At 47.5% G+C, this 19,181-nt stretch carries 18 protein-coding genes; 11 read left to right on the top strand and 7 right to left on the bottom strand.

Annotated elements, in window-relative coordinates; translation table 11 throughout:
* The first annotated feature begins 107 nt into the window (after positions 1–107).
* The 9 genes from K8S19_10605 (at position 108) to K8S19_10565 (ending at position 7,223) form a co-directional block, all read left to right on the top strand.
* On the top strand, positions 108–962 hold the full coding sequence (locus tag K8S19_10605) for a hypothetical protein (GenBank protein MCD4814127.1): 855 nt from the start codon (positions 108–110) through the stop codon (positions 960–962).
* Positions 963–1,168: 206 nt separating this feature from the next.
* Complete coding sequence (locus tag K8S19_10600) at positions 1,169–1,984, top strand: prohibitin family protein (protein ID MCD4814126.1); 816 nt, start codon at positions 1,169–1,171, stop codon at positions 1,982–1,984.
* Between the two features lie 64 nt (positions 1,985–2,048).
* Positions 2,049–2,360, top strand: coding sequence for a class II SORL domain-containing protein (locus K8S19_10595; GenBank protein MCD4814125.1), 312 nt, complete (start codon positions 2,049–2,051; stop codon positions 2,358–2,360).
* Between the two features lie 144 nt (positions 2,361–2,504).
* A complete protein-coding gene (locus tag K8S19_10590; protein ID MCD4814124.1) occupies positions 2,505–3,449 on the top strand; it encodes a DAK2 domain-containing protein in 945 nt (314 codons plus the stop codon).
* A gap of 69 nt (positions 3,450–3,518) precedes the next feature.
* Positions 3,519–4,376, top strand: a complete 858-nt coding sequence (locus K8S19_10585) for a DegV family protein (GenBank protein ID MCD4814123.1) — start codon at positions 3,519–3,521, stop codon at positions 4,374–4,376.
* Positions 4,377–4,590: 214 nt separating this feature from the next.
* Positions 4,591–4,962: a response regulator gene (locus K8S19_10580; GenBank protein MCD4814122.1), complete on the top strand. Its 372-nt coding sequence runs from the start codon at positions 4,591–4,593 to the stop codon at positions 4,960–4,962.
* Positions 4,963–5,332: 370 nt separating this feature from the next.
* Positions 5,333–6,328, top strand: a complete 996-nt coding sequence (locus K8S19_10575) for a hypothetical protein (GenBank protein ID MCD4814121.1) — start codon at positions 5,333–5,335, stop codon at positions 6,326–6,328.
* 110 nt (positions 6,329–6,438) lie between these two features.
* Complete coding sequence (locus K8S19_10570; GenBank protein MCD4814120.1) at positions 6,439–7,023, top strand: hypothetical protein; 585 nt, start codon at positions 6,439–6,441, stop codon at positions 7,021–7,023.
* Entirely contained in the window at positions 7,023–7,223 is a 201-nt protein-coding gene (locus K8S19_10565; protein MCD4814119.1) for a DUF2892 domain-containing protein, read from the top strand. Before K8S19_10570 ends, K8S19_10565 begins: the two co-directional genes overlap by 1 nt.
* Positions 7,224–7,390: 167 nt before the next feature.
* Here the strand turns inward: K8S19_10565 and K8S19_10560 are convergent, their stop codons facing one another.
* From K8S19_10560 to K8S19_10550, 3 genes are read right to left on the bottom strand one after another with little or no spacing between them, the layout of a single operon-like run.
* Entirely contained in the window at positions 7,391–8,314 is a 924-nt protein-coding gene (locus K8S19_10560) for an LD-carboxypeptidase (protein ID MCD4814118.1), read from the bottom strand.
* Between the two features lies 1 nt (position 8,315).
* A complete protein-coding gene (locus K8S19_10555) occupies positions 8,316–8,849 on the bottom strand; it encodes a spore maturation protein (GenBank protein ID MCD4814117.1) in 534 nt (177 codons plus the stop codon).
* Positions 8,846–9,391, bottom strand: coding sequence for a nucleoside recognition protein (locus K8S19_10550; protein ID MCD4814116.1), 546 nt, complete (start codon positions 9,389–9,391; stop codon positions 8,846–8,848). Before K8S19_10550 ends, K8S19_10555 begins: the two co-directional genes overlap by 4 nt.
* A 178-nt stretch (positions 9,392–9,569) precedes the next feature.
* Here K8S19_10550 and rfbC point away from each other — a divergent pair, with 178 nt between their 5' ends.
* Positions 9,570–10,106, top strand: coding sequence for a dTDP-4-dehydrorhamnose 3,5-epimerase (gene rfbC / locus K8S19_10545; protein MCD4814115.1), 537 nt, complete (start codon positions 9,570–9,572; stop codon positions 10,104–10,106).
* Between the two features lie 220 nt (positions 10,107–10,326).
* Here the strand turns inward: rfbC and nuoE are convergent, their stop codons facing one another.
* The 4 genes from nuoE to fba form a co-directional block, all read right to left on the bottom strand.
* Positions 10,327–10,833, bottom strand: a complete 507-nt coding sequence (gene nuoE, locus K8S19_10540) for an NADH-quinone oxidoreductase subunit NuoE (GenBank protein ID MCD4814114.1) — start codon at positions 10,831–10,833, stop codon at positions 10,327–10,329.
* Entirely contained in the window at positions 10,830–12,584 is a 1,755-nt protein-coding gene (locus tag K8S19_10535) for a [FeFe] hydrogenase, group A (GenBank protein MCD4814113.1), read from the bottom strand. The genes nuoE and K8S19_10535 overlap by 4 nt, the downstream gene beginning before the upstream one ends.
* Positions 12,585–12,608: 24 nt before the next feature.
* Complete coding sequence (gene nuoF, locus K8S19_10530; protein ID MCD4814112.1) at positions 12,609–14,444, bottom strand: NADH-quinone oxidoreductase subunit NuoF; 1,836 nt, start codon at positions 14,442–14,444, stop codon at positions 12,609–12,611.
* 627 nt (positions 14,445–15,071) lie between these two features.
* Positions 15,072–16,001 carry a class II fructose-1,6-bisphosphate aldolase gene (fba, locus tag K8S19_10525; GenBank protein ID MCD4814111.1) on the bottom strand — a complete coding sequence of 310 codons (930 nt, stop codon included), beginning with the start codon at positions 15,999–16,001 and terminating at the stop codon, positions 15,072–15,074.
* Between the two features lie 287 nt (positions 16,002–16,288).
* Here fba and K8S19_10520 point away from each other — a divergent pair, with 287 nt between their 5' ends.
* Positions 16,289–19,075 (top strand): right-handed parallel beta-helix repeat-containing protein, encoded by a 2,787-nt coding sequence (locus K8S19_10520; GenBank protein ID MCD4814110.1) that lies wholly within the window; start codon positions 16,289–16,291, stop codon positions 19,073–19,075.
* The last annotated feature ends 106 nt before the right edge of the window (positions 19,076–19,181 follow it).

The following is a 19,181-nucleotide window of genomic DNA, read 5'->3' as shown; positions in this document are numbered from 1 at the left end:
TCGAATGCCCGCGCTGCGGTAAGTATGAGGTTTCAAGTCGGGCGAAAACAATTATTTCAGGTGTTCAAGATCGCTGGGTTCTTTCGGGAGTTGTTCGTGAAAACACCTTGGAAAATCGAAAGCTATTTTATTTGGATTCATACACCTACCAAGAAATTATTGATCAACATAAAAATTTAACTGTTCTTGAAAAAATGAAAAAATTTCTTAATGCGCTGGGTTCATTAACGCTTCATCCAGGACATGTTCTTAAGATTAAACCTGCAAAAGATTATCCGTTGGCCCATTGTCAAAATCAGGATGAATTGAAATTTTATCTCGAGGAGTTGTTGGCCGAGGGATTGATCTCCGATAGTAAGGATAGAAGCGGAGGCGGGTACGGCTATGGCTCTGGGGATGGTGCTGGAAATCTGCCAAGCCCACGAGCAGAAAGAAGAGAAATGGAAATATGGGAAATAATTCTCACCTCAAAAGCCTGGGAACGATTGCAGGGTTCGGGAATAAATATCAATAGTAATGTGGTTTTTCTAGTACGCTGGTTTCCGGGAGAAGATGACGACACGAATGATTGTGAAAATATGAAAGCATACTTAAAAGCTGTGAGCGAAGTAATTAAAGATTCCGGTTTTGACTTGGATGGTGATTTGGAAGGCGGGATTAATGAGAAAATATGTGACAGGATTATGGCGAAAATCAGACAAGCACGGTTTATTATTGCAGATACCACGTTCCCGGAAAAAAAGGGGTACAGGGCAAATATTTATTATGAAGCGGGATTTGCTTATGGACTGAATTTACCTATTATCTGGACCTGCCGCAAGGATCATCTGGATAATAAGAAACTGCCGTTTGATACCAGACAGTATCCGCACATTGACTGGACTCCAGATAATATGCAGGATTTTAAGAATGAATTAAAAGATAAAATCATTGCAAATTTAGGAAGAGGAACGAAAACATAAAATCGAAATATTATATGTAGTAAATAGGCTGGTTGGTGGGTACTCGAACGTTGGGTTGATTTTTTCGGGCTACTCATATAGAGATATTTTGATTGAGGTAGTTTTTTTGATTAATTATCCGAATGTGTCCGATAATAGTTGACTTCTTGGTCTAAATCGCTATACTTGCCTGAAAGATTTTGTAAATGAAAAAGGAGGAAAAAATTATGGAAGAATTTGAAATGAAAAAACCATTTAACAAAGATTCAATCAAGGGGTTCGGCGGGATTGCCGTTATTGGCGCAATTTTAATCCTGCTGTTTGTTCTCAACCCGATTGCAATCATTGGTCCGGGTGAACGCGGTGTGGTTTTCTCGCGTCTTTCCGGGGTGAAGATTGTAGTCATGCAGGAAGGTCTGAATTTCAAGATTCCGGCTATTGAAAATGTGGTGAAATTTGATATTAAAACCCAGAAAATGGACCGGATCAGTCAGGGTGCTTCCAAGGATTTGCAGGAAGTCAATTTGCGGACCGTGGTCAACTACCATTTGGACGGCCAGAAAGTTTCCACGCTTTACCAGGAAGTGGGCGTGGATTTTGAACGGAAGGTGATTGACCCGGCGATTCAGGAAGCGGTCAAAGCCGGTACAGCGCTGTTCCCGGTGGAAAATATTATTGTTGAGCGGCCTAAATTAAAAGCTGTGATTGCCGATATCTTGAAAAAAAAGCTGGCTGTGTACAATATTATTGTTGAGGATGTCAATCTGACGGATATTGAATTTTCTGCGGAATTTAACCGCGTGGTTGAGCAAAAACAGATTGAAGAGCAGAAGATCAAGACTGCTGAGTATAAAAAAAGGCAGGCGATGGAGTATAAAGAACAGGTTATTCTGGAAGCGCAGGCGGAAGCTGAAAAGCAGCGCTTGATCCGTATGCAGGTTACCAAGGATATTGTGTCTTTGGAATGGATCAAGAAATGGGACGGTAAGCTGCCGGTTACTGTGATGGGCGGCGATACGGTTCCTATGCTTAGTTTGAAATAAGCGGGGGTGCAGTATGAATGAACCGCTTTTTAATGGGATCAACCGGGTCAAAGATCCGGCTGCCATGACGGACCTGGAAAAAAAGCATGTGCCGGATATTCAGGTACCGGCCCAGGTGAAGGCACGCGAGGCTTTTGTTGTGACCATTACTCTGGGTAAGCATTTACCGCATCCGGATGAAGGCGGCCATTGGATACAGTGGGTTGAACTCTATGCCAATGAAGGCTATTTAGGACGGGCAGAGATGAGCGCAACGGTCTCCAGTACACCGGTTTCTTTTACGGTTAAATTAAATGAATCTGCAGAGCTGGTGGTCCGGGCCAGGTGTAATTTGCATGGTGTATGGGAAAACCGGGTGCCGATAAAAGTAGTGTAATGCAAGGCAGGTATTTTTAAAAAGCGAGGGTTTTTGACCCTCGCTTTTTTTTTAGGCAGCATCGTGGAGAAACCTTTTATGCCGGGTCTCAGTCTGGTATAATGCATGCTATTCCTAAATCTGTTTTTTTGGAGGAAATACCCGGTGAAAATGCTCCATGGTCGGCGTATTAAAAATGCACTTCTGGCAGGGATCGCCTGGTTTGGACATTTCAGACAGCATCTTGATAAGATGAATGTTTTTCCTGTTCCGGATGGAGACACCGGAAAAAATATGCATCATGCGCTGCAAGCAGCCCGAAAAGAAATTGAGAGTGTGCAGGGCGGCAGTGCTTCGGAGGTGGCCTGGGCAGCGGCACGCGGTACGCTGATGGGCGGCCGGGGATGCTCAGGCATGATTCTATCCGGTTTTTTTGCCGGTTTTGCAGAAGCGGTCGGGGATAAAAAATCACTCTCCGCCCGGGATTTGGCACTGGCTTTTCAAGTAGGGAGCACTCGGGCAAGAGAAAGAATTGACAATCCGGTGGAAGGTACGATTTTGAGCGTCGGTGAGGCGGCAGCCAAAGAGGCGGTTGAAGAGGCACGGAAAAGCCGGAACCTGATTGATGTCATGGTTTCCGCCTGGCGGGGGGCGGAAAGGGCATTGGAAAATACGCCTAAACAATTAAAAGTTCTTAAAGATAATAATGTCGTGGATGCCGGCGGGATGGGTTTGGTGTATTTTCTTGAAGGTATGGTGCGGTTTAATTTCCGGCAATCACTTCAAGCCGAGGCGGCAATACATACACCCTTGATGCCGGCTGCCGCCCGGTCGGCGCGTCCTGTTAAAATTTCAGAATATAAATATTGTGCGGAGTTTATAATCCATGGTGAAAAATTGACGCGGAGTGAGCTGACAGCGGTCCTGCAGCCAATGGGCGAAGAACTCATGATTGCTTCAGCGGAGCGCGGATTATTCAAGGTGCATATGCATACGAAGAATGCTGAAACCATTTTTAAAAAGATTTCCCGGCTGGGTCATATCACCTGGAAAAAAGTTGATGATATGGAAGCACAGCACAAGCACGCATTTGTGGATAGTGACAGCTGAACAAATGAGCAATCAAATCGATTCCATCCGGTTTTTAGTATCGGACGGATATTTTTACAGGAGGCGATCATGGCCGACCGTATTGCGATTGTAACTGACAGCACCTGCGATCTACCCCGGACCCTTTTAACCGAGGAAGGCATTTATATGGTTCCGCTCAGTATTTATTTCGGTGAAGAGGAGGTTTTGGATGGGGTTGATTTATCCCCGGCGCAGTTTTATGAAAAATTACAAACAGCAAAAAAACATCCCACAACGTCACAGCCGCCGCCGGGGAAATTTTTAAATCTTTTTCAGGAACTTCAGAAAGAGGGCTATACACAGATTGTTTGTATTCATATCACCCGGAAATTTTCCGGGACCGCACAATCCGCGACCGTCGCGGCCACGATGGTGCCGGAAATGAAAATCAAGGTGATTGATTCAAAAACCACGACCGGTTCGCTGGGGGCTTTGGTCCGATATGCCAATCAATTGGTTAAAAACGGTATGGGATTTGATGCGGTTATTGAGAAAATAATCATGCAGCTTCCGCGGACTGCCATTTATTTTTCTGTAGACAGTCTTGAGTCGTTGCAGCGCGGCGGCCGGATCGGCAAGGCCCGGGCTTTGATCGGAAAATATCTCGGTATTCGGCCGTTGATGGCATTGCATGAAAATAGCGGAGAGATTGAGGTGATTAATAAAGCGCGTTCCGTGGAAGCGGCCTGCCGGATGATGGCAAAGCTGGCCCGGGCGCATATAGAAAAATACGGCGTTTGTCATCAGGTGGTACTGCTAACGGCGATGGTTGAGGACTATGGCGTTGTGTTGCAGAAGGCCATGACATCACTCGCCTTTGATTTTGGTCATATAACCCAAGTAAAAATCGGCGGTGTCATCGGGACGCATCTGGGACCGACCGGTTGGGGGATTGGTATTTGTTGAAAAAAACTAATGGATAGGCGAAATTTTCCGATTCTATCAATATATCAAAGTAGTCCCCGGACTTTAGTCCGGGGTTACCGCATCCACTCTCCTTTTTAGGGAGAGGGATAAAGGGTGAGAGTTACCTGAATACTCCGCACTCTTGCCCGGCGTACTGTGGGGGAGTGCGGGGATGATTTATTAGGCGGCAGGAAAATGCGCCTGGGAGGAAAGTGTGAAAAAAAAGATTATTGTTGTCGATGATGAAAAAGATATTCTGGGTCTGGTTGAAAAAATATTGGCCTTCAATAATTATTCCGTTGCATTGGCAAAAGATGGGAGTGAATTGTTGGAAAAGCTTGAAACCTTTCACCCGGATTTGATCATTTTAGATGTCATGATGCCTGGTTTTGACGGGTATGAGATATGCCGCCGGTTGAAAAGCGAGGATGCCACCAAAGCAATCCCCGTCATGCTTCTGACCGTATTGGCTGACCCGAGTAATATTCAAAAAGGCAAGGATGCGGGTGCGACCGCTTATTTAACCAAACCGTTTGAACCGCGTGAACTGGAGAGGGAAATTAAAAAAATATTGAATGAAGTATAGTTTTCATAACCTTTCGGAAGCAGTTTCCCCAGTTTTGACATTTTTTCCTTTTTTTTACACGGATGTCCGAGTTATAAAACACGCTGTTTTCTGTTCACCCTAAGTACTGATTTTTAAAGGAAAACTGATACTGTGTCCATACGCTAGAGCAGGATTTGACGATAAAGTCTCCTGATGTTCCATCAGAACTTGTGGTGCGTCCCGCATCCGCCGGACAAGTTTTTTTCTTTAAAATCAGCACTTAGGGCGATCCTGTTAGTTGTCGTATTTTTTAATTTGGATAAAATGTTTTTTTTATTTAAAAAAATCTTGCAACCTGCGGCCGGGAATTTTAAACTGATTGCCTGAGCATTACAAGGGGGTATTTTCATTGAGACAGATTCATTGGATAGCGATCATTTTTTTTTGTTGGGGGCTGGCAGCCTGTGCGCCGGGCGATCCTGCCAGGCAATACCAATTACGTTACCGGTTTTTTGATCAGGGAAATTACCGGGTAGAGGCCAAATATACCTTTACCGATAGATTGGTAAAGGCGCATCAGGGGAAGGCTTTTCTGGAAAAAACGGATATCGTGAATGTGGCGGCAGCGTTTCGTTTAAGCACTGAGCCGACATCCGAGAGTGGAATTCGCGCCCGGTATCATCTTGTCAATATTAGCATTCATGACAATGCGGGTCATTTTAGTTTGGAATTAAGTCCGCAAAACGGGGAAATCACTTGGTTCGGTACTTCTGAAGGGTTTGAGGACTATTTTACAACAGAAGAATTTGAGCGCTATCAGGAGCTGGTTAGCCGGCCTTTGGCGATTGTCACAATTGATGCGCAAGGTGTTCAGCAAAACCAGACAGCACCCCAGGGAAGTCAATTGAATTTTAATCATGAATTGATACAGCTTCTGGGTAAAAACCGCGCGATCGGAAAAATTGTCGTCAAAACCATTAAAATTCCGCCGGTACTCATGACGATTTTATCCGAGGAGGCTGTCTGGGTTGGCAGGCAATGGACATACCAAGGTGTTGCAGCGCCCCAGGTTGTTGCCTGGGACCATCCCTTGACAACTGTGTTTAAACTCAAATCCGATTTGGACCGGGGCTTGGTCATTGTTTTTAACAGTGAGATGGAATTTAGCGGTGATGAGCTGACCCAGCTGGGTAAACAGATGGGAATAACGGAATTTGAAAAAATCAATTTTCAGGAAAGCCGGTTTAAAGTTGAAGGTGAGGTGCTTTTTGACTCCCAACAAGGACGTCCCCGGGAAGGCAGCATGTTCATTGAAAAAAAATATGGTCTTCAAACCGGAGAAGAAAACTGGAAATTGGTTGAGCAACAAGACTATCAATTTTCTTTGAGCCCGATTATAGAATAAACGACGTTGCGGATGAATTTGTCATTGCTTTTCATGAATTGGACATTTATACTTGAGAATCTAAAAAATAGTCAAAGCCTTAACCAGAGGTTTTTCCCTGAGGTGCATGCATGAAAAAGATGGTCTTGTTTTTATTGATAATGTTCGCCGGAGCAAATGCCGGCAATGTGTTGGCAGCTTCGACCGAGACGTTTACGCCTACGTTGACGATGACAGAAACGATCACTCCGACGATTACACTGACGCCGACGATTACTCAAACCGATACACTGACGCCGACGGTCACACCGACTGCGACAATTTCCCAGACGTATACAATGACCCCGACGATTACACTGACCCCCACGATTACCCAAACATCCACGATTTCGCCTACCAGTACAATTACCCCGACAAATACCGAGGTGATTAACGTGCTGGTGAGTATCAATCACAATTATTTTTACCCCCTGCGCGGTGAAACGCTCCGGATAAATTATTTGAATACGTTGCACGAAGCGGTGACGATCAAAGTTTTTAGCCAGAGCGGAACCCACATTAAAACCCTGCTGGACAAAGAAACCGTGACACGTGATATTATTCCGGAGTGGGATGGGAAAAATGAACAGGGCGAGACCGTTGCATCGGGTGTGTATATTGTCATGGTAAAGGGTAAAAAACTCCATAAACGCTTTAGGGTTGCCCTGATTAAATAATGAAAAATATCGGTGTTTTGGATAAAGGGATTCGTTTTTTTTTAGGAACGGTTTGTGGTATTACCGCGTTTACCCGCGAGCCGCGAAGTGCGCTCAATGCGTTATTGTTATTGATTGCCGCCTATTTATTGATTACTGCGCTGGCCGGTGTCTGCGCCCTCTATTCCTCCCTGGGATGGAATACCCGAGAAAAAGAATGATCCGCTAAAAAAAAATCAAAGCTATCCACGAATCAATACAAATAAATTCAAACCCTTAAAATATTTTAGGGTTGATTTCTTTTCTTTTGCTTTATTCGTTTTTATTTGTGTACATTTGTGGATATGTTTGAGATTTTGGTTCGAATTCGCGGACAAGATGGTTGTAATTATTTCACGGCCGGTTCGAGGATTTCCAGGCTGCGAGTGTGTGCGTTTAGTTTGGCCGGCACACCATACGGGAGCGTGACCTGGTCCGGGATATGCCCGATTGGAAATCCGGAAATTACCGGGATGCGTAAAGGAACAAGCCGGTCTGTCAGGACTTCCTGCACAGTAAAGCTTAGTCGCTTGTGTTGTGACGCAGGTTGGCAGGCACGAAATTCACCCAGGACAATGCCTGCCGCATCCGTCAACTTACCTGCTGCCAGTAATTGGGTCAACAAACGGTCCAATCGGTAAGGTTCTTCACCAATATCCTCGAGAAACACAATTCTATCTTTTGTTTTTATTTCATAGGGCGTCCCTATGCTGGCCGCCAGAAGACTTAAGGTGCCGCCGGTGAGGCGGCCTTGACACGATCCGCGAAACAGAGCCGCTTTTCCCGGTGGCAGTAGTCCGATGGGTTGGGATTGATAGAGGGCTTTTTTCATCCAGGTGGCGGCAAAGGGGCTTAAACCGGTTGCACTGGCAGGCATGGGACCCCAAAAACTGATCAGGCCGGCTTTTTGCAATGCCAGATGAAGCAGTGTAAGGTCTGAATAACCGACAATAATTTTTGGCTGTTGTCTCACACAGCGCAAATCCAGTTGTTCCAGCAGACGGGAGATACCGTATCCCCCGCGAGTACAAAAAATTGCTTTTATAGTTTTTTTAGTAAGCATGTCCTGGAAATCGCGTGTCCGCTGCCGGTCGGTTCCAGCCAGATAGCCGGTACGTTTTTCGGCGTTTTTTCCCAGAACCGGATGAAATCCCAATTGACGCAATTGGGTCATGGCGCGGGGGATTCCACCACGCGGCGGCGGGGAGGCGGGTGAAAGCAAGGCAATGGTATCACCTAAAGTAAGCTGAGGCGCACGAACCATTTCGGCCATGTTAAAAAAGCAGGCTGCAGACAATAAAGGCAGCCACCACCCCGGTAAGATCCCCGAGCAAAGATGCCGGCAAGGCATGCCGGGTCTTGCGGATTGCAATAGAGCCAAAATAAATTGCTAATACATAAAAAGTGGTTTCCGTACTCCCTTCAATCACACTTACCAATTTCCCGACAAATCCATCCGGGCCCAATGTGTTGAAAATATCTGAGATCAGACCCAAGGTGCCTGAGCCGGACAAAGGCCGCAACAGGGCAACCGGCAACGCTTCCGCCGGGAAACCGGTCCAAACCGTAAGGGGTTTGAGCAAGGTGACCAGCAGGTGCATGGCACCGCTGGCGCGGAACATTCCGATGGCTACCAGGATGGCCACCAGATAGGGAATAATTTTGACCCCGATCCAAAAGCCCTCTTTGGCTCCGTCAATGAAGCTCTCATAAACATTGACCTTGCGGAAAGCATAGGCATAAAGTGGAATGCCCAAAAGAAGCAAAGGTACCACCCAGTTGGAAGCGAGCGCGAGAAAATCTTTCATGGTTCGCCTCCCGGGGGATGAGATTTTTTAAAGTAGGGCAGACGGGAAAAAAATTTGGCTGCCGTGATGGCTACGATCGTGGAACAGGTGGTGGCTATAATCGCAGCGATAATGATTTCGGATGGGTTTTGTGAACCTGAGGATGCGCGCAATCCAATTACCATAACAGGTACCAACTGGACCGAGCTTGAATTGAGGGCTAAAAAAGTGCACATGGCATCTGTGGCAGTATCTTTGGACGGGTTTAATTTCTGCAATTCCTGCATGGCCTTGAGTCCCATGGGGGTGGCGGCATCACCCAAGCCCAGCATATTGGCACCCATATTTAGGGCAATGGCTCCGAGGGCCGGGTGGTCGCTGGGAACTTTGGGGAAAAGAAATTTGAATAAAGGGCGCAGCAGTCGCGCCAGGGCCTGGATCATACCGGCATCCTGGGCAATTTTCATAAGTCCCAGAAAAAGTGCCATAGTTCCGACCAGACCCAGGGAAAGTTCAACCGCGATTTTAGCATAATCAAATGCAGCTTTGGATACTTCGGGCATGGTGCCCTTGACGGCTGCGGTGACGACTGCCAGAAGAATGAGGCCAATCCATACAGTGTTCAAAAAATACCTCCGGGAAGTGGATTGGTTGATTGTAGCTGGCTCACGTCCCGGGGTCAAATGGAAAGTGATTTGTGTTATAATTTTAGGAAGATGAATTCAGGAGGTGTAAAAGCTGATGCAATTTGTTCCCTTACAGCTTAAGGAAGTCTGTTTAATCAAACCAAAGCAATTGGATGATGTGCGGGGATTTTTCCTGGAGAGTTATCACAAACAACGATTCGCTGAAAATGGAATTTTTGATGAATTTGTGCAAGACAATCATAGCCGCAGCGCCAAAGGCGTATTGCGGGGGTTGCATTTTCAGGCGGCACCTCACGGACAGGGTAAATTGGTGCGCGTGGTGCGTGGCGCTGTTTTTGATGTCGCGGTGGATATTCGTAAGGATTCGCCCACACGCGGTCAGTGGGTAAGTGAAGTATTGAGTGAGGAAAATAAATATATGCTTTATATACCGCCGGATTTTGCTCATGGTTTTTGTTCTTTGGCAGAGGATACTGATGTGGTCTACAAAGTATCCGAGCACTATTTTTCTGAATATGATCGAGGGGTTTTGTGGAATGATCCGGAGATAAATATTCAGTGGCCCGTACTGGATGTTGCGTATCGTTTTTCTGAAAAAGACAAAAACAATCCGCTGTTGAAGGATATATAAAATATAAATATTCATCCGAGAATTGTCACAAATGAAGGGTTGGATAAAATTGAAACCGTACAGGTAAATAAAAATATAGATAAAAAAACCACAGGCAGCCTGCCCGGCGTACTTGCCCGGCGAATGCCGGGTGCCGGGTAAGCCTGTGGTTTTTTTATTCGATTGTTTTACTTTGCAGACTTGGCGACTTTGCGTGATATGATTTTTTTGTTGTTTTGGGTTACGTTTTTTTCTCAGTATCCTCAGCCAGAGTATGATTTATCATTTCCGTAACCTGCTGGGGCGTCACCCGCGAGAAGACTTTGCCGTCAATGGTGACGACCGGTGCCAGACCGCAGACGCCGAGGCAGCGGGTGTTTTCCAAAGAGAACATGTTGTCCTTGGTGGTTTCGCCCATCTTGATTCCCAGTTCTGTCTGAAAAGCTTCCAGTATTTTGTCCGCACTTTTCACAAAACAGGCAGTCCCCATACAGACTGAGATGGTATGTCGTCCGCGTGGTTTCAATCGGAAGAAATGGTAAAAAGTGGAAACACCGCTCACCGTTGAAGCAGGAACTTGAAGCCGCTGGGCAACTTCATACATGTGCTCCTGGGATAAGTAACCATATTGGTCCTGGACTTTATGTAAAACAGCCATGAGGTAGCTTTCGGAATGTTCCTTTTGCAGGCATTCCTCAATAAAGGTAATAATATCGGCATGCAGTGTGCTTTTTATTTCTGTCGTCATTTGACACCTCTCGGGAAACGGGACTCGTACTTGGTATGCAGCAGTTTGTGCGCCAATTCACTGCCCGGTTTTTTAAGATACTTATCATACAGGTCTTTGATATAAGGATTTTCATGCGACTTGCGTACCTGCTTTTTTTGATCAATCGAATAAAGCGCTTGCGCGCGTTTTTTTAAAATTTCTTTGTCCAAAATGTAGTGGCCTTCAGGCGGGTAGGGCTGTCCGCCGCCGCCGATGCATCCACCCGGGCAGGCCATGAGTTCAATCAGATGGTACTGCTTTTCGCCGGCTTTGACTTTTTCCAGGATGATCCGGGCATTGGTCAATCCGTTGGCCACCGCCACATTCAGGGTTTTGCCGCCAACCTCAAGGGATGCCTCTTTGAGTCCTTCGGCATCGCGCACCTGGGTGAAGTTGATATTCTTGAGTGGTTGGCCGGTAACTTTTTCCACAGCTGTTCTTAAGGCCGCTTCCATTACACCGCCGGTGGCACCGAAAATATCCGCTGCACCGGAGGAAAAACCCAGCGGTGCATCAAATTCGTCTTCCGGCAATTTGCCGAAATCAATGCCATAAGCTTTGATCATCCAGATCAGTTCGCGGGTGGTCAGGACTTCATCTGTCAGCGGGACACCGTTTTCCGTACGGTGCTCCGGACGCTGGATCTCAAATTTTTTAGCTGTACACGGCATGATTCCTACAACATAAATGTCATTGGGATCAATGTTTTTTAATTCCGCATAATATGTTTTCAGCAATGCCGAGAGCATAGTCATGGGGGACCGGCATGTGGATGCGTGAGGAATCAGCTCCGGAAAGAAGTGCTCCATATATTTAATCCAACCCGGGGAACAGGAAGTGAGCAACGGCAGATTCTCGTTTTTTTCCAAACGGTGGACAAATTCATGGGCTTCTTCCACCACTGTCAGGTCAGCGCCGAAATTAGTGTCAAAAACTGCGTCAAATCCCAGGCGGCGCAACGCCGTCACAGTTTGCAACGTGGCCGGGGTTCCAGGTGCCATGCCGAATCCTTCCCCGATCGCTGCCCGGATTGAAGGTGCGATTTGGGCAACCACATGTTTTTTTGGATCTGCCAACGCCTGCCAGACATCATCTGTGGAACGTTTCTCTAAAAACGCGGCGGTCGGGCAGACATTGATGCACTGTCCGCAATTGATACAGACCGAGTTCGCCAGCGGTGCTTCAAATGCCGGCGCGACCACGGTTTTAACCCCGCGATGCAGCTGGCTCAGGTTATGGACCCCCTGAATCTCGGAACAAACCCGGATACAGCGGTGGCAGAGAATGCATTTTTCCGAATCACGCACAACGGAAAGGCTCGAACTTTCCTGTTCAAAGCGTTTGCGCTCACCCTCGAACAGGCGTTCCCTGACACCGAGTGAGTAGGCCAAATCCTGCAATTCGCACTGACCGTCCCGCTCGCAGGTCTGACATTCGCGCGGATGGTTGTCTAAAATCAGCTCAACCAAGTCTCTGCGCGCCTGGCGTATTTCAGGCGAATTGGTGCGTACTTGCATACCCTCCCGGACAAGGGTGGAACAGGAGGTTTGGAAAGTCCGCGCGCCTTCAACTTCGACGATACAGATACGGCAGGCACCCTCGACGGAGAGATCAGGATGGTAGCACAAACGCGGGATATGGATTCCCGTGGTTTGCGCCGCTTCCATAATTGTGGTTTGTTCAGAAACGCTGACAGGCATGTTATCAATGATTAAGTTGATTGTTTTCATGGTCACGATCCTTTGCGTGAAATATTAATGCTTGATGACTGCATCAAATTTGCAGACATTAAAACATTCGCCGCATTTGATGCAGCGTGATTGGTCAATGACATGGGGTTGGCGTGCGGTCCCGGATATGCAGGCAACCGGACAACGCCGGGCGCAGAGTGTGCAGCCGGTACAAGCTTCCGGATTGATATCAAATTTGACCAGTTTGGTGCAACGTTGTGTGGGGCAGTGTTTTTCTTTGACATGGACTTCAAATTCCCGCCGGAAATTTTTTAAGGCGTTCAATACCGGATTGGGTGCACTTTGGCCGAGCCCGCACAAAGACGTTTTTTTGATTAAATTGCCCAGGCGCTCTAGTTTGTCCAGATCCGCCATGGTACCGCGGCCGTCGGTAATTCTTTCGAGGATTTCAAGCATGCGTAAAGTCCCTTCGCGGCAGGGGACACACTTGCCGCAGGACTCATCCTGGGTGAATTCCAGGAAAAATTTCGCAGTGGATACCATGCAGTCTCTATCATCGAGTACAATCATTCCGCCCGAACCCATAATGGACCCGACGGCGGCCAAGCTGTCGTAATCAACCGGGGTATCGATTTTGTCGGCAGGAATACATCCGCCGGACGGACCACCGGTCTGGACGGCTTTGAGTGTGTGACCATCTTCGACACCGCCGCCAATGTCATAGATAATCTCGCGTAAAGTGGTTCCCATGGGAACCTCGACCAATCCGGAATTTTTAATTTTCCCGGCCAAAGCAAAAACTTTGGTGCCTTTGCTTTTTTCAGTACCGATGCGGGAAAACCAATCAGCGCCGTGCCGGATGATGATCGGAATATTGGACCAGGTCTCGACATTGTTGAGTACGGTCGGATGTCCCCAAAGTCCGGATTGGGTTGGATAAGGAGGGCGCAGACGGGGCTGCCCCCGCTTGCCTTCAATCGAAAGCATGAGCGCGGTTTCTTCGCCGCAGACAAAAGCGCCGGCACCAAGCCGGATTTCCAGATCGAAATCAAATCCTGATCCCAGGATATTTTTACCCAATAGATTAACTTTGCGGCATTGGTCAATCGCGATTTCCAGGCGTTTGATGGCGAGCGGATATTCAGCGCGAACATAGAGGAAGCCCTTTTGGGCACGGATGGCAAAAGCGCCGATTATCATACCGTGGACAATACTGAAGGGATCGCCTTCCAGGGTACTGCGGTCCATGTAGGCACCGGGATCACCTTCGTCGGCATTGCAGATGACATATCTGGTTTTATCCGGATTGATGATGGCGTCTTTCCATTTGCGTCCGGTGGGATATCCGCCGCCGCCGCGTCCGCGCAACCCGGACCGGGTTATTTCGGAAATGACCCAATCCGGATCATTTTTATCCAAAACCGTGGCCAGGGCTTCAAAGCCGTCATTGGCAATATAGTCCGCTAAATTTTCCGGATCGATAATACCGCTGTTGCGGAGAGTCAGCCGGGTTTGTTTATTGAAAAAAGCGACATCGCCGTAGAGCGAGAAGAAACGGTTGATGAGCGGGTCGATATCCGCCAATAGTTCGTCATAGACTTTGTGTTCCACAAAATGTGAGTGAATGATTTTGTCCAATTCTTCGGTGGTGCTCAAGGTGTAGACAACTTTTTCAGGGAAAACCATCATGCCGATTTTGTCGCCTTCGCCGCCCACGGGATGCAGCCCCAGGCATCCGCCCTCATAAGCGCGGATTGAATCTGGTTTGAGTCCCTTGGTTTTCAGCCGGTCGTGGAAGCGTTTCACCCATTTTTTAGGCAGGTCGGTCGCGACAGTGGAAAGTGAAGAAAAGGTTACCAAGCTGGTATACAGGTTTTGGGTTGTTTTGTCTAAAATCATACTGACGACCGGTTCGCCGTTGAGAACATGTTTCTGGAAAATTTCCTGGACCTGAGGAACCAAGACCTGACCATATTTGATCGGGAATTGTCCGGGGGCAAAGACACCCACAATCGGTTCCTGCGCACAGCGGCCGGTACATCCGGTCTGTTTGATAATGATATCATTGCGGCCGGAGGCTATGATCAATTTATTGAATTCAGCCCTGACGTCTTCGGCGCCGGCGGCATTTTCGCACGTGGCGGAGCCGATTTGGATAATTGTTTTGGTCGTGTCGTAATGCGGGGTATGGTCTTTCAGTATATCTTGTTTGAGTCGGTTGAATTTTTTTAAAATTTCACCCATGATGGTATCACCTTGCCTTCTTACGGTCCCGGAGTCCCGGTGGGGGATGTCCGTGGACCTTAATCACCCCGCTTGCTTGGGTTTTTGGGTTTTATTCGTTTTGCCCAATCTGGTAAAACCAGCATCGGAAGGGAAACTAAAAACATGAAATATTGTTAGGGAACTCCTGAGGGGATGCATCGGAATTCCGTATGTTTGTTCAAATTGGCGTGAATTTTTGTAGGGAACGGTCGCCCGGCATTCGCCAGGCAAGCTGACCGTCCCCTACAAAAAACGATTGTCTTAAATTTTATCGTTGGAACCAAGCACATTGATGATTTTATGTTTTACGATCTCTTTGATGGCATCCCGGCCCGGGCCGAGATATTTACGCGGGTCAAATTCGCTCGGTTTTTCAGCAAAAACTTTTCGGATGGTGGCGGTCATGGCCAGACGCAGGTCTGTATCAATGTTGATTTTGCAGACCGCGCTGGTGGCCGCTTTGCGGAGCATTTCTTCCGGCACGCCTTTGGCACCCGGCAAGTCACCGCCGAACTTGTTGCACTGGGCAACCAGATTTTCAGGAACCGAGGAGGAGCCATGCAGCACGATCGGGAAACCCGGAACCAGTTTGGAGATTTTTTCCAGACGGTCAAAATCCAGTTTGGCTTCGCCTTTAAATTTATAGGCGCCGTGAGAAGTGCCGATGGCAATTGCCAGGGAGTCCACCCCGGTTTTTTCCACGAATTCTTTAACCTGGTCCGGGTTGGTGTAGGAAGCATCTTCCGCACTGACATTGACGTCATCTTCAACCCCGGCCAGGGTTCCCAGCTCGGCTTCGACTGAGACGCCTTTGGCATGCGCGTACTCAACAACTTTTTTTGTTTCAGCAATGTTGTCTTCGAAACTGCGCGAGGAGGCATCGACCATCACCGAAGAGAACCCGCCATCAACGCAGGATTTGCAGATTTCAAAATCTTCGCCATGATCCAGATGCAGAACAATGGGGATCTCCGTTGTTTGCAATGCAGCTTCCACCAGTTTGATTAGGTATTCGTGACGGGCATATTTGCGTGCGCCGGCACTGACCTGAAGAATCAGCGGTGAGTTTGTCTCGGTTGCGGCATCGACGATGCCCTGGAGGATTTCCATGTTATTAACATTGAATCCTCCGATTGCATAACCACCTGTATAAGCTTTTTTAAACATTTCCTGACTTCCGACTAACGGCATAATGGTGACTCCTTTAGTATTGATTGGCGCCCAGACGGCACTTTGAGTTCGGCTGACATTATAGTCAAAGCATGCGAAAAGGCAACTGAATTCTGCGGAGAAATTCAATGCACTTAAAGTAGGGAATGGTCGCCCGGCATTCGCCAGGTAAGCTGACCATTCCCTACGGTGATGAATAAATTTTCGGAACTAAAAAAAGAGTAATTGAGTCGAAAAAAAGAGGACATTGGTTTTGTTATTTTATATAATACAGACGGTGTTGGTTTTTTTAGGCAAATGGGGGGGATATGCGAAGAACAGTTTTCATGGTTTTTGCAGTGCTGCTTTTTTTCTTAGCACCTGCAATTGAAGCGGCAACTCCGACAAACAGTCTGGTTAATTTTTATGTTTCAGTGAGCGGATGGGACAGTCATGACGGCCTTACGGAAGCAACCGCATTTGGAAGTGTGACCCGCGCGGTGCAGGCCCTGGATGCACTTGAGTCAGCCGCCAATACCGCCAATGCCCGTGTGCTGCTCTCGCCGGGTGTGCACCAGTCAGGTCAAATTGTTTTGAGTTATAAAAATTTGTCTTATGTGGAATTGCGGGGAGATGCAACGGCGATGTTTTTCACATCCATGCTTCCCGCCAATGTGATTATCCGCAATACCGACCTTAATCTTGCTGATGATTTGATAAGCGCCATTAACTGTACGACGACGATTGTGTTTCAGGAATTGGGTATGCAAACCAATAACATGAATAATTTTACCACCATGGTGGATATTGATAATTGTAATCCGGTATATTTTATCAAAGTGAAAATGGATTATACGATGATGTCGGCGGGCAGCACGTTGGAAAGTATTGTCCGGATATTCAACAGTCATAACGTTACTTGGAATGATTGCGATGTCTATTTTGATGATCAGACCGGTTTGAACACGGGTGTTGTCCGTAATATCCGGTTGGAACAGAGCCAGGATGTTCTTTTTGAAAATTGCGTGTTTACTGCCTGGCATCCATCAACTCCCCCGACAGCCACGCCTACGCCGCAGCCGCTGGTCTACGCAACCCAGACCAACCAAGCGGTATTTGAACGCTGCGGGTTGTATCAGACGGATCATGACGCCTTGACATACGGATTTGAACTGGCACCGGATTCTTCGGATATCACGATTGACAGTTGCGGTTTATCCGGTACGGCTATTGGAATTTATCTGGATAATAATTGGAATACGGTTATTCAGAACAGTTGGTTCGTGCTCAACGTGACCGCGATAGAACTAAATGATGCCCGCAATGCTATGATTGTTAATAATTGTATCAAAGGGAACCGGGAAGTTGGTATCAAGATTCATGAGGAGTGCATCGAGACGGTTATTTTCAATAATCTGATTGTTGACAACGGAGGTGTCGGCGGTCCGCAAATAACCTATGATTTCACACCTTTGTTTCCCAGCGGGAGCCCGCCTCCCTGGCAGAGCGGCTATAACTTTATTTATCCTCGTCCGGGCCAGTTGTTTGCCAAGTATGTTCCCGAATTGGCAATAGATGAGGATATTCCGAATATGAAAGAGTGGAATAGCAGAACCGGTCAGGACTCTCTGGGTGAAAGTAAGTGTTATCCAATAACCTTTACCACCGATCCTTTTATTCCGGACAGCGGGACTGTTTCCTGGGAAGGTTTCGGGACGATGATGTATGAGAATCATAACGCACCGGCAAGCGATTATAACGGTCAGCCCCGCCCGTATACCGGGAACCTTTATCCGGATACGGGGTGTTTTGAAACAGGTGATGCAGGACTTTGGCACCATATCAACCTGGTTCCGAATACAACCGTTGAAACAGAAGGCAATACCATCAATGTGACTGTGCATTTGCGCAACAGTCAAAACCAGCCCGTGGCAGCCATCCCGACGCAGCATTTATATTTCTATCTGGAAGACACCAATTACAATTCGGCGATTGAACCAACCGGTGTGATTGATTCGCCGGATTACCCGATGCAGGTGACCGGCACGGCCGGTCTGTATTTCATTGATAACAGCATATTTTTCGGTGCCATACAGAATTTCCGGATTACTGTCTCGCGCAGTTCCCTGGACGGGAGGACCTATCCGTTTTATCTGCGCGTGGTGGAGTGGGGAGACTGGTATGATAGCACCGGCATTGTTTACGGCGGACGCAGCGATGACGCCTCAGGTCAGATGCGCTGGACAGCCACCCCCCTGGCACAAAGCAGTCTTATGACAGCTACTTCACCTGTTCTGGCTTCGGGCCAGCCGCAGGATTATTCTTTGATCCGCATCACGATGCGGGAAACGGACGGGACACTGATTTTCGGGATGACCGTTGACCAGTTTATTTTCACCGGCAGCGGCGGGCAGTATGATATCGATCTTTCAACGTTTCAGGAAGATTCGTTTAATCCCGGCACCTATCAGGTTGAGTTGCGTTCCACGGAAGTGGGTACGCGGGTGATTACAGCGACGGCAGCAGCGGTAATTTTTAATACCGTATTCGTCGAATTTCAATCCGGTATTTACGGTGATGTTTTTGCTGAAGACACAACCCAACCGCTCCCTGATATCCGGCTACAGTTGCGCCGCCAAAACGGAGACCTGATTGGGGAGACCTATTCCGATATTAACGGCAACTACCGTATTTTGGTGCCAATTCCACAGGATGAGGCCTATACCTTGTCCGCAGTGGATCCCTCGGACCGCTATGTTCGTCAGGAAAGGGTGCTTAATTGGGGGCCTACCACGGTGCAATACGAACGCATTGTGATGAATGATATCAAACCGCCCAAGATCAGGGCGTATGCATATCCCAATCCGGTAAAGCGCGGCGAAACCATGACAGTGGTTTATGAAGTGCCTCGTTCGGCGCAAGGTTCAATTGAGGTCTATGATATGCGGGGGAAGCGGTTGATAACACTTTTGGACGAATATATGCATGCCGGGCAGGGCCGGGTTGCCTGGCAGGGGAAAAACCGTTTTGACAGGCTGCTGGCGCCCGGGACCTATTTGGTGGTCATGCGTCAAGACAATGATGTGAGTAAATGGAAACTGGTGATCATCCCATGAGGCACGATGAAAATCGTTATCCACAGATTACGCAGATTTCACAGATTGAAAATAGGAAAGCCAGGCAGGATTAAAATTGTAGGATATTTAAAACAGTAATATCTTT

It is taken from the genome of bacterium (assembly GCA_021108215.1).
In the GTDB taxonomy this organism is placed as follows: domain Bacteria; phylum Oederibacteriota; class JAAXVQ01; order JAAXVQ01; family JAUVAV01; genus JAIORK01.
This window is presented reverse-complemented; position numbering and strand designations above follow the sequence as displayed.

Excerpts from the sequence above, each read along its gene's own strand:
- K8S19_10555 (MCD4814117.1), bottom strand. The coding sequence starts at position 8,849 with ATGAAAGATTTTCTCGCGCTCGCTTCCAACTGGGTGGTACCTTTGCTT.
- K8S19_10550 (MCD4814116.1), bottom strand. The coding sequence starts at position 9,391 with ATGCCCGAAGTATCCAAAGCTGCATTTGATTATGCTAAAATCGCGGTT.
- K8S19_10595 (MCD4814125.1), top strand. The coding sequence starts at position 2,049 with ATGACGGACCTGGAAAAAAAGCATGTGCCGGATATTCAGGTACCGGCC.
- nuoE (MCD4814114.1), bottom strand. The coding sequence starts at position 10,833 with ATGACGACAGAAATAAAAAGCACACTGCATGCCGATATTATTACCTTT.
- K8S19_10535 (MCD4814113.1), bottom strand. The coding sequence starts at position 12,584 with ATGAAAACAATCAACTTAATCATTGATAACATGCCTGTCAGCGTTTCT.
- K8S19_10520 (MCD4814110.1), top strand. The coding sequence starts at position 16,289 with ATGCGAAGAACAGTTTTCATGGTTTTTGCAGTGCTGCTTTTTTTCTTA.
- K8S19_10565 (MCD4814119.1), top strand. The coding sequence starts at position 7,023 with ATGAAAAATATCGGTGTTTTGGATAAAGGGATTCGTTTTTTTTTAGGA.
- fba (MCD4814111.1), bottom strand. The coding sequence starts at position 16,001 with ATGCCGTTAGTCGGAAGTCAGGAAATGTTTAAAAAAGCTTATACAGGT.
- K8S19_10585 (MCD4814123.1), top strand. The coding sequence starts at position 3,519 with ATGGCCGACCGTATTGCGATTGTAACTGACAGCACCTGCGATCTACCC.
- rfbC (MCD4814115.1), top strand. The coding sequence starts at position 9,570 with ATGCAATTTGTTCCCTTACAGCTTAAGGAAGTCTGTTTAATCAAACCA.
- K8S19_10600 (MCD4814126.1), top strand. The coding sequence starts at position 1,169 with ATGGAAGAATTTGAAATGAAAAAACCATTTAACAAAGATTCAATCAAG.
- nuoF (MCD4814112.1), bottom strand. The coding sequence starts at position 14,444 with ATGATTTTAGACAAAACAACCCAAAACCTGTATACCAGCTTGGTAACC.
- K8S19_10570 (MCD4814120.1), top strand. The coding sequence starts at position 6,439 with ATGAAAAAGATGGTCTTGTTTTTATTGATAATGTTCGCCGGAGCAAAT.
- K8S19_10560 (MCD4814118.1), bottom strand. The coding sequence starts at position 8,314 with ATGGCCGAAATGGTTCGTGCGCCTCAGCTTACTTTAGGTGATACCATT.